Origin of the sequence: Parvibaculum sp., from assembly GCF_040882025.1 — a bacterium.
Lineage (GTDB): Bacteria > Pseudomonadota > Alphaproteobacteria > Parvibaculales > Parvibaculaceae > Parvibaculum.
Genome location: NZ_JBBECC010000197.1, coordinates 304 through 10,678, shown reverse-complemented (window position 1 = coordinate 10,678; position 10,375 = coordinate 304). Strand labels below are relative to the sequence as shown.

General features: G+C 64.4%; 7 protein-coding genes and 1 CRISPR repeat array. Of the genes, 3 read left to right on the top strand and 4 right to left on the bottom strand.

What is annotated here, in order from left to right:
• Positions 1 to 257: 257 nt before the first annotated feature.
• Positions 258 to 686 (top strand): hypothetical protein, encoded by a 429-nt coding sequence (locus WEB61_RS15150; RefSeq protein ID WP_368065179.1) that lies wholly within the window; start codon positions 258 to 260, stop codon positions 684 to 686.
• A gap of 57 nt (positions 687 to 743) precedes the next feature.
• Positions 744 to 1,274, top strand: coding sequence for a hypothetical protein (locus WEB61_RS15145; protein ID WP_368065178.1), 531 nt, complete (start codon positions 744 to 746; stop codon positions 1,272 to 1,274).
• A 66-nt stretch (positions 1,275 to 1,340) separates the two neighbouring features.
• Here WEB61_RS15145 and WEB61_RS15140 read toward each other — a convergent pair whose 3' ends face one another.
• From WEB61_RS15140 to WEB61_RS15125, 4 genes are all read right to left on the bottom strand, one after another.
• Positions 1,341 to 2,159, bottom strand: a complete 819-nt coding sequence (locus tag WEB61_RS15140; protein ID WP_368065177.1) for an MBL fold metallo-hydrolase — start codon at positions 2,157 to 2,159, stop codon at positions 1,341 to 1,343.
• Positions 2,156 to 2,950 carry a TatD family hydrolase gene (locus tag WEB61_RS15135; RefSeq protein WP_368065180.1) on the bottom strand — a complete coding sequence of 265 codons (795 nt, stop codon included), beginning with the start codon at positions 2,948 to 2,950 and terminating at the stop codon, positions 2,156 to 2,158. The genes WEB61_RS15140 and WEB61_RS15135 overlap by 4 nt, the downstream gene beginning before the upstream one ends.
• A gap of 313 nt (positions 2,951 to 3,263) precedes the next feature.
• Positions 3,264 to 4,826, bottom strand: coding sequence for a methionine--tRNA ligase (gene metG, locus WEB61_RS15130; protein WP_368065176.1), 1,563 nt, complete (start codon positions 4,824 to 4,826; stop codon positions 3,264 to 3,266).
• Positions 4,827 to 4,965: 139 nt separating this feature from the next.
• A complete protein-coding gene (locus WEB61_RS15125) occupies positions 4,966 to 6,099 on the bottom strand; it encodes a DNA polymerase III subunit delta' (protein WP_368065175.1) in 1,134 nt (377 codons plus the stop codon).
• 114 nt (positions 6,100 to 6,213) lie between these two features.
• Here WEB61_RS15125 and cas13a point away from each other — a divergent pair, with 114 nt between their 5' ends.
• On the top strand, positions 6,214 to 9,897 hold the full coding sequence (gene cas13a / locus WEB61_RS15120) for a type VI-A CRISPR-associated RNA-guided ribonuclease Cas13a (RefSeq protein ID WP_368065174.1): 3,684 nt from the start codon (positions 6,214 to 6,216) through the stop codon (positions 9,895 to 9,897).
• A gap of 26 nt (positions 9,898 to 9,923) precedes the next feature.
• Positions 9,924 to 10,354: direct repeats of the CRISPR family, unit length 36 nt; unit sequence GTTGGAGATCACTCCCGATTGAAGGGGGACTGCACC.
• Positions 10,355 to 10,375 lie beyond the last annotated feature (21 nt).

Below are 10,375 nucleotides of genomic sequence, written 5' to 3'. Positions count from 1 at the left end.
ATCGAAGCGGAAGGCGATGCCGAGGCCGAAGGCCAGCAGTCCTTCACCGCCACCAATCTCGACGGCGAAGCCGTCATGGTGACGCTCGACACCGAGAGCGGCAGCGTGCTTGCGGAGGAGCCGGCCGACTAAGCCGCGTTCATCCGTTTGAAAAGCTTTAGTGAGTGCGCGGGCCGCGTGTCGCAACCAGCATGCGGTCCGCGTTTTTATTCACCGGAAAACGGATCGGGGAGGCAGAAAACAAACAGGAGGAACGGATGACACGGCTCCTCGACATGCTTCACGTGAGCGCGGTTGCTTTCGCCTTGATGACGGCATCTTCCGTCGCGCTCGACCCCGGCACCGGCCGGTACGCCCAGGCTGATTTCGACACGCAGCCGCTCGAACAGACGATGCCGCCGCTCGATGAGGAGGAGGCGCCGCAGCCGCCGGTCCGCGATGTGATGCCGCCTGAGCCTCCCGAACGCGGCACGGTACCGCCGCACGGAACGCCAATTCCCGATCTCGATCCGACCGCCACGCTCACCGGCAAGGGATACACGGATGTCGAGCCGCGGGAACGCGCTGCGGCGACGGAAGGCGAAGCGGTCTACACCGCAATCGATCCGAACGGACGGCCGGTCGAGGTTGTCGTCGACATTCGCACCGGCGCCGTGCTGTCCGAGACGCCGATACTGGCGAATTAGCGCAGCGCGGCCGGTTCAACGGGGCGATGGGGCCTATGATCGGAGGTACGAAGCACAATGACCCGATTCACGAAAACACTCCTCGCCGGCACGGCAAGCATCGCCCTGCTGGCCTCTCCCGCTCTGGCGGCAGATCCCGCCGCACCTGGCGAAACAATCGTCGCACAGGGAACCGGCAATATCGGTATCGACGGGACCATGGGTGGTGAAAGTGCCGCCCAGGCGACCGGCACGATCGGCGCGGATGACGACGGCGCCGTCGGAACGGGTGCCGCCGGCACCGAAGGCACGGTCGGCGCTGGCAGCGCTGCCGGAACCATCGGCACAACCGGTGCCGCCGGGACGGCCATGGATATGACAGGCAGCCCCGAGACGACCGGTTCCCTGGGCAGTCCCGGCACCGATCCGGCCATCCTGCTGACGCAGCGTGGCTACACCGACATCGAGCTGGCCGAAACCGACGCCATCGGCTTGACCGGCCACGCAACCTACAGGGCGCGCAACAGCGCCGGAAAACATGTCGAGCTGGTGGTCGACCCGGCGACGGGCGACATCCTCCGCGAAAACACCAGGGGCGCGAAGAACTGATAGTCGCTGGCGAACCTGTCGCTCGAACAACGGCGTGGAAGCTTCGGTTTCCGCGCCGTTTCGCGTTCAGAACTCGAACGCCAGCGCCATCCCGTCATAGGCGGGCTCGACGCCGGCCGGCAACTCGGCCTTCAGCGTCGCGTAGTCGAGATCGACATGAAGATTGGTCAGCACGCCGCGCGGCACGCCGGATCGCTTCAGCCATTGAAGCGCCATCTCGACATGCGCATGTGTCGGATGGGGCGCATAACGCAGCGCATCGACGATCCAGCAATGAATGCCGTCGAGATGTGCGAAACTCTCGTCCGGTATGCCAACCGCGTCGGCGGAATAGGCCAGCGGCCCGAAGCGGAAGCCGAGCGAGCGGATATTGCCGTGATCCTGGTCGAACGGCAGCGCCGTCACCGTGCCGCCGGGGCCCTCGACATGGATCACCCGCCCCGGTTCCTCGATCATGTGATGGGTGAGGATCGGCGGATAACCGGCGCCGGGCTTCTCGCGAAAACAGTAACTGAAGCGGTTGAGCAGCGTCTCGCTGGTCGGCCCGTCCATCCAGCAATCGACGCGGCGGCGCTGGTTGATCGCGACCATCCGCAAGTCGTCGATGCCGTGGCTCTGGTCGGCATGGTCATGCGTGAACAGCACCCCATGGATCGGCCCGACGCCGGCATCGATCAATTGCTCGCGCATGTCGGGGGAGGTGTCGATCAGCACCACGGTTTTCTCGGCCGGGTTGCGGTCCCACTGCTCGACCAGCAGCGAACAGCGCCGCCGCCGGTTCTTCGGCTCGCCCGGATCGCAGGCGCCCCAATGCCCGCCATCGGGTCCGATGCGCGGCACGCCGCCCGACGAGCCGCAGCCGAGTATGGTCGCCCTGAGCTTCATCCGCGCAGCACCGCGCCGGGCGGCACGCGCGAAAACAGCCGCAGGAAATTCGCGGTCGTCGCTTCGGCAAGTTCGGCCGCCGTCACGCCTTTGACCTCGGCGAGCTTCGCCGCCGTATGCACCACGAAAGCCGGCTCGTTGCGCTTGCCGCGCTTCGGCACCGGCGCCAGATAAGGCGCGTCGGTCTCGACCAGCAGCCTGTCCATCGGCACCTTGGCCGCCGTTGCGCGCAGCTCCTCGGCCGTCTTGAAGGTCAGGATGCCCGAAAGCGAAATATAAAGACCGATTTCCAGAGCTTTTTCAGCAAGTTGCGGCCCCGAGCTGAAGCAATGAAGGAGCCCCGGAAAGGCGCCTTTCCCTGTTTCTTCAACCAGAATCCCGGCCATGTCCTCATCCGCGTCGCGCGTATGCACGATGAGCGGCAGGCCTGTCTCGCGCGCGGCCGCGATATGCGAACGGAAATTCCGCTTCTGCGCGTCGCGGGGGCTGTGCTCGTAATAATAGTCGAGCCCCGTCTCGCCGATGCCGACGACCCTCGGATGCTTCGCCATCTCGATCAGCGTCGCCGTATCGGTCTCCGGCTCGCTTGCCGCCTCATGCGGATGAATGCCGACCGTGCAGAAGACATGCGGGAAACGTTCCGCCACCGCCCTCACCCGGTCGAACTCGCTGACCTTGGTCGAGATCGTCACCATCAGCCCGACCCCCGCCGCATGCGCCCGCGCCACCACCTCCTCGACCTCTTCCCCGAAATCCGGAAAGTCGAGATGGCAATGGCTGTCGATGAGCACGGGAAGGGTCATGGGCGTCTCCCCGCGACCACATCACCCACGTTCGTCTTTGCCGGGCTTGACCCACTGCTGTCCAGTAAGGCGGATTTCAGTTGCAGGAATGAGGTCCCCAATATCAACCAAACCGTCATGGCCCGCTTTATGCGGGCCATCCACGTCTTTGCGGTACGGAAGGAAAGAAAGACGTGGATGACCCGGACGAGCCGGGTCATGACGATAACGGGAGAAACAACCAAAAGATCAACCGCTGTTGCGCCGGACATACCGGCGAAAGCTGGAATGACACCATTGTGACTCTGACCGCTCATCCGCCTCACGACGCCGCCTCCGGCTCCACATAGCGCGGGAACACGCCCGAGGGCGCCGGCAGCGCCGTCCCGGCCGCAAGCGCGCCCAAGGCGACATGCGCAAAGTCCCGCTCGCCCTCCGCCACCGCCAGCAGGTCGAGCAGCTTCGCGATGGAGGCCGGCATCACCGGCTGCAGCATGATCGCGCAGCGCCGCACGACTTCAGCCGTCACATGAAGAACAGTCGCCATCCGCGCCGGATCGCTCTTCTTCAGCGCCCAGGGTTCCTGTCCGGCGAAATAGCGATTGGCTTCGCTGACCACCTCGAACACGCTTCCCACATAATTGTGGATTTCGAACCGCTCCATCTGCGCCCGCGTTCTGTCCGGCAGCGCCGCCGCCGCCGCGAGCAGAGCCTTGTCGTCGGCCGTCAGGTCGCCCGCCGCCGGCACCTTGCCGTCGCAATTCTTCGCAATCATCGACAGCGAGCGCTGCGCCAGATTGCCGAGATCGTTGGCGAGGTCGGCATTGATGCGGTTGACCACCTGATCGTGGCTGTAGCTGCCATCCGCGCCATAGGTCACTTCGCGGCAGAAGAAATAGCGGATCGGGTCGACGCCATAGGTGTCGGTGATCGAGAACGGATCGATCACATTGCCGACTGACTTCGACATCTTTTCGCCGCGCACATTGAGAAAGCCGTGCCCGAACACGCGTTTCGGCAAAGCAATACCGGCGGCCATCAGCATTGCCGGCCAGATCACCGCATGGAAGCGCACGATGTCCTTGCCGATGATATGTGCATCGGCCGGCCAGTAGCGCTTGAAGAGCGCGCCCTCGGTGTCGGGATAGCCGAGCCCGGTGATGTAGTTGGTCAGTGCGTCGATCCACACATACATCACATGATCGGGGTCGCCCGGCACGCCGACGCCCCAGTCGAGTTTGGTCCGCGCGCGCGAAATCGACAGATCGTTGAGCCCGCGTTTGACGAAGGCGACGATCTCGTTGCGCCGCGACTCCGGCTGGATGAAATCGGGCTGCGCCTCGTAAAGCGCCAGCAGTTTTTCTTCATAGGCCGAGAGGCGGAAGAAATAGGTCTCTTCCTCCATCCACTCGACGGGCGTGCCCGTGCCCGGCGCACGCTTCTCTCCGTTCTCGCCGGCGACGAGTTCGTCCTCGTCGTAAAACGCCTCGTCGCGCACCGAATACCAGCCCGCATACTTGCCGGTGAAGATGTCGCCCTTCGCCGCGATCTTCTCCCAGATATGCTGGCAGGCCCGCTCGTGCCGCGCCTCGGTTGTGCGGATGAAGTCGTCGTTGGAAATGTCGAGCCGCCGGACCATCGCCAGGAATTTCGGCGCCATCTCGTCGGCCAGTGCCTGCGGCGTTGTGCCCTTGGCCTTGGCGGTCTGCGCCATCTTCTGCCCGTGATCGTCGACGCCGGTCAGGAAGCGCACGTCGTAGCCGTCCAGCCGCTTGAAGCGCGCAATCACGTCGGTCGTCAGCACCTCATAGGCATGGCCGATATGAGGCGGACCGTTCGGATAGGATATCGCCGTCGTGATGTAGAATGCCTTGCGCGCGCTCATTCGTCTCTCGAACCTGTACTTCTGTTTCTTCTCCCTCCCCCTGTGGGAGGGTCAAACGGCGGCAAGCCGTTTGGGGAGGGGTTGCGGAGGGATTCCGGTAATGGACGTTAGCGGATTTGTCGTCACCCGGCGATCCGCCTCAAACGCCCGCGCGTTCGCTCGCGACCGCTTCGAGCATCGAAAAGATGTTCAGGACCACGAGCTTCCGGTCCGTGTTCAGCGCCTCGCCCCGGGCAATGGATTGGCCGATCTTTTCCCATACCTCGACCCAACGATCAAGGCTGGCTCCGCCGCGCGCGGGGTCCGTGAGCCGCGCCATCGCGGCCCCTTCGCCGGGCGCGATGTCCGGGCCCGGATCGAGCCCCGCCCCGGCGCGGATCAGCCGCTGCAGCCACAAGGTCAGCAACTCGCTCAGCGTCTCGAAGGCATCGTCCGCGCCGCGCCGCGCCGCCTTGTCGGCCAGCGCATGGACGGCGGCGATGTCGAGCCGCGGCAGCGCGCTCAGAAGCGCCGCGAGTTCCTTGTAGAGCGCGAGCCCGCCGCCCGACGCGATCGCCAGCGCCCGCCCCGCGCTGCCGTCTGCAAGCTGCGCGATCGTTTCGGCCTCGCCCGCTTTGAGCTTCTGCTCTTCCGCCCGCATCACCTCGACGATCTCGGCGACGCCGAGCGGTTTCATGGCGAGCGTCCGGCAGCGCGAACGGATCGTCGGCAACAGCCGTCCCGGCTGGTGCGACAGCACGAGGAAGAGGCCCTGCGGCGGCGGCTCCTCCAGCGCCTTCAGCAGCGCATTGGCCGAATTGGTGTTCATGTCGTCGGCCGCGTCGATCACCACGATCCGCCAGCCGCCGGCGCCGCCAGCCGTCATCCCGAAAAAATGACTGATGCGCCGCACCTCGTCGACCGGCAGCACGGTCTTGAACTTCTTGGTCTTGTCGTCCCAGGGCCGCCGCACCGACAGGAGGTTCGGATGGCTGCCGGCCGCCACCTGATGCGCGGCGGCACTCTCCGGCGGCACGGCGAGATCGCGCGCCCCCGCCGCCCGCGCCGCCTCCGGCGTCCCGTAATGCAGAATGAACCGCGCGAACCGATAGGCCAGCGTCGCCTTGCCGATGCCCTTGGGGCCCGTCATCAGCCAGGCATGATGCATCCGCCCGCCCATGAACGCCTCGAACAGCGCCCGCTCGGCCTCCTGATGGCCATAGAGCGCCGCCACCTCGCGCGGATGCGCGAAATCGTCCAGCCGGTCGCTCTCGGGTGTGTCTTTCTCAGCCATACCCTTGTGTTAGCACGGGCGGCGGCCGGGCGGAAAGCGCGGCCATCCGCGCCTCAACAGGTGCCCAGGCCGCTCCGCCCTGATACGTTGGCCCCCGATTATGGGGAGGCATATATGCGTATTGTCAGGCCATATGGAAGAAGCGATGTCGAATCCGGCGATGCGTCGGCTCGAAAGCGCGTCCTGCGGCTCCGCGACGAGCTGCAGACGCCGCGCGACATTACCGAATTCGCCAGTGCCCACGACGAACTCGTCATCGCCCAATGGATTTCGGCGATCGACAAGATCGCGACGAAACCCTCCGGCGACAAGAGCGCGACGCAGGAGCAGCGCGAGTTCAGGGACCGGCTCGGAAAGGCGGCCTGGGTGCTTCTCGAAGCGAGGGACCTATTGCCCGGCCTGAAAGATGCGACGCGCGGGCAACACCTCGCTGCACTCTGGCGAACGAAGGTCGCGCCCTACGGCAAGGCGGAATACAAGCCGCGCGGCAAGAACCCGCCGCCTTCGGCGAAGGGCCGCTGGTATGCGCGCTTTGCTGGCGAGGCCGAGCCGGCAAAGACCGATGCGACGGAAATAGCGGCGCGGATTCACGAGCATCTCCACGTCGCCGAATACCGTCTCTCCGGAGATGTTCCGAAACGCAGGGTCGGTCGCATCGAGGCGCGGGCCCGAAGCATCGCCGGCAATGTCCTGCGCGATAGGCCCCACAAGAATGACGACTGGACGGAAGCCGACTGCGAAGCCTATGCCCGCGCCGGAAATGTTGCCGGTGAAATCCGGCAGGCGGCGGAACGACGGGAAAGCGGCAATGACGGCTCGAGTCGCCGGAGTGTCACCGTCGATATTGCGGGCACGGCGCTCTACGCCCATTACGCGAAAGTATTCCGGGCGTCTGATGGCATCCGCCTCTCCATCGAGGATGCAAAACAGCAATGTCCCGGTCTTTTCAATCTCCACATGGCGGTCAAGGACTGCTACGCGCGCATCCTGAAACATCACGGCAAGGACCGCCGCGAGCACGGGAACGAACGTCGCAAGGTCTCGCTCCTTCTGCCGGACACGATGCCGGACCTGTTCGCGCTCGTGGAGAAGAAGATCGTCAACAGCGATCTCAGCGCGCTGGTCCGGCTCGGCAAGATCATCCACTACGAGGCCTCGACGAGCGGTGAAGATGACAGTCCGGCCGATCCGGTGGACCATTGGCCGGCGGATATTGCCGCGAGCGTCTGGTGGTCGAGCGACGGTCAGGCGCGGATCAAGCGCAATGAGGCCTTCGTCCGTGTCTGGCGGCATGTGCTGGCGCTGGCGGCCCGCACCCTGAAGGACTGGGCCGATCCGCAATCGCGTATAGAGGACGACATTCTGCTGGCCGGCCCGATCGGGCGCGCCATCGGACGGGATTTTGATGCCGGCGGCTTTGACCGCAAGCTCGACCTTCTTTTCGGAAGTCGGGCCGCGACCTTCCGGGGCGCGGGCGACGATGCGTTCCACAAGGAAATTCTCGAAGCGGCCTTGCGGGGCGTTGCGGGCCTGCGCAACGCCGCCTTCCACTTCAAGGGCCTTGGCGGTTTCGTGGGCGTCCTGACGGCGTCCAGCCCGAAGCCGGATGCGCTTGCCGCCGCACGAACGCTTTGGAATGACGATACCGGCGAGCGCGTCGCGCAACTCCTGAAAACCCTGCGCGGCGTACATCTCGAACATTTCTTCGGCGAACCCGAATGTCGGCGGCTCGTCGCCGAAATGTCCGGCGTGGCCCCGGCCGTCCTCCCCCTGCCGCGCTTTGGGCGGATGTTGTTGCGTACGGAAAATGTGCGGAAGAACACGAAGGACTGGACGCGCCTGCCCCCGTCGGCCAATCGAACGGACCTCGAAGTGCCGGCGCGCCACTGCCAGTACACGGCGCTGAAACTTCTCTATGAGCGTCCCTTCCGGCGCTGGCTCGCCTTGCGCGATGCCGCCGCTCTGAACGGTTACATCAGCCGTGCGGTCGAACGCGCGACACGGGCGGCGAAGGAAATGAATACCAAGGGCGACCCGGATCGCCGCGAGGTAATCGCCTCGCGCGCCGCTCGGCTTGGCCACCTCGCGAAAGGCGATACTATCGAATCCTTCTTCTTCAGGCTATCCGCCGAAACGGCGAGCGAGATGCGCGTCCAGCGCGGCTATGACAGCGATCCCGACAACGCGCGCGAACAGGCGGCGTTCATCGAGGAGCTGAAATGCGACGTCGTGGCGCTCGCCTTCGATGGCTATCTGAAAGAAGCGGATTTCGGTTTCCTTCTCGAGCTGAAGGCGGACACTCCGAAACCGGACGACCGGCAATTCGACCTCGACACCTTTTCGCCACCGCCGGCAGGCGTCACCGCCGCCGAGGACTGGCAGACCTTGCTCTACTTCCTCATGCATCTGGTGCCCGTTGACGAGATCGGAAGGCTGCTGCATCAGATACGGAAATGGAACATCCTCGCCGGCCGGCCGGGCGCAACGGAAGTGGAGGCGTCGCGGGAAAGGGCGGTGCGTATATGCGCCGTCCTCGAACTCTATCTCGACATGCACGACGCGAAATTCGAGGGCGGCACGGCGCTCGCGAGTGCCGAGGCGTTCGCTGATTTCGTCGAAAATCCCGAAGCTTTCGAGGCTGCGTTCCCATCGCAACCGGGCGGCGAAGGCGACACCCGCATCCCGAAGCGCGGCCTGCGCGAGATCATGCGCTTCGGCCATCTGCCCGCCTTACGGAAGATATTCGAGGCGCACCGCATTTCATCGGCCGACATTTCGAGGTTGCGCGAAGCCGAAGCACCGCGTGACGGCGGAAAGTCCGGCATCGCCGCGTGGCAGGAAAAACGCGAAACCCTGCATGAGAAATGGACGCGAGAGAAGCGGGAGAAGAAAGAATTCGCGAACGAGGATCGACGCGCCTATGTCGAGGCGCTCCGCGAAGTCATCCGCTATCGCCATCTGGCCGCGCATGTCACCCTGACGAACCATGTCCGCCTGCATCGCCTGCTGATGTCGGTGCTCGGCCGGCTGGTGGATTATTCCGGCCTCTGGGAGCGCGATCTCTATTTCGTCGCACTGGCGTTGGTCCACCATGCAGGCCGGCAGCCTGGTGAGGTATTCGAACCGGAGGGCCTCGACCGCCTGGGCAAAGGCAGGATCGTCGATGCGGTCCGTCGGCTGGGGCCGGGCGCCGATGGCGACACCGTCAGGGCGGATTTGTACCGCTATTTCGGACTCACATTCGATGGAAGCAAGAATCCGCTTGTCGACATTCGCAACAACTTCGCGCATTTCAATATGCTGAAGAACGCCCATCTGCCCGTCGACCTGACGAATTGCGTCAACGATGCCCGCAAACTGATGGCCTATGACCGCAAGCTGAAAAACGCCGTCTCGCAATCCGTGATCGAACTGCTCGCGCGCGAGAACCTCGACCTCGCATGGATGATGGGCGCCGATCATCGTCTCGGTGCTGCGAAACTCGCGACACGGCAGGCCCCGCACATGGGCGGCAAGCGAGATATGAGGGACAGGCAGCCGGACGCGCGCGGCCGGCCTGTCAACCATGCGATCCTCGAAAACCTGCATGGCGGCGATTTCGTCGCCATGGCGGCGGCGCTGTTCGGCGGCACGGCGGAAAGCCGGCCGGACATTGTCTCGCTGGACCTCGACCGGATAGACTGGTCGGGGACGGCCGATGGACGAAAGGCGAACGGTGGTCCGAAAATCCGGACGCGAGGCGACAAAAGACACGGGCATGGCGGCAAAAATTCTCACCGCAAACAGAAGAAACGCTAGCAATGCCTGTGACTTGCGCGGTATCCGTTGGAGATCACTCCCGATTGAAGGGGGACTGCACCTGCTCATTGTCAAGATCGTCCACGATTGGCGTTGGAGATCACTCCCGATTGAAGGGGGACTGCACCGTGACAGCCGATCTTCCGCTGCACTTACTTGTTGGAGATCACTCCCGATTGAAGGGGGACTGCACCCGCGCCGGGGCGTCCAGTTCGCGGATGCCGGTTGGAGATCACTCCCGATTGAAGGGGGACTGCACCCGCGTCCTTGAACTCGCCGAACGTGGTCTGGTTGGAGATCACTCCCGATTGAAGGGGGACTGCACCCGTTGAACATCTTTGTCTTTCTGGGACAGGTTGGAGATCACTCCCGATTGAAGGGGGACTGCACCTGAACGAACAGAACGTCCGCTACGCCGTTTGTTGGAGATCACTCCCGATTGAAGGGGGACTGCACCCTGCCGGGCACTGCCGTAGTC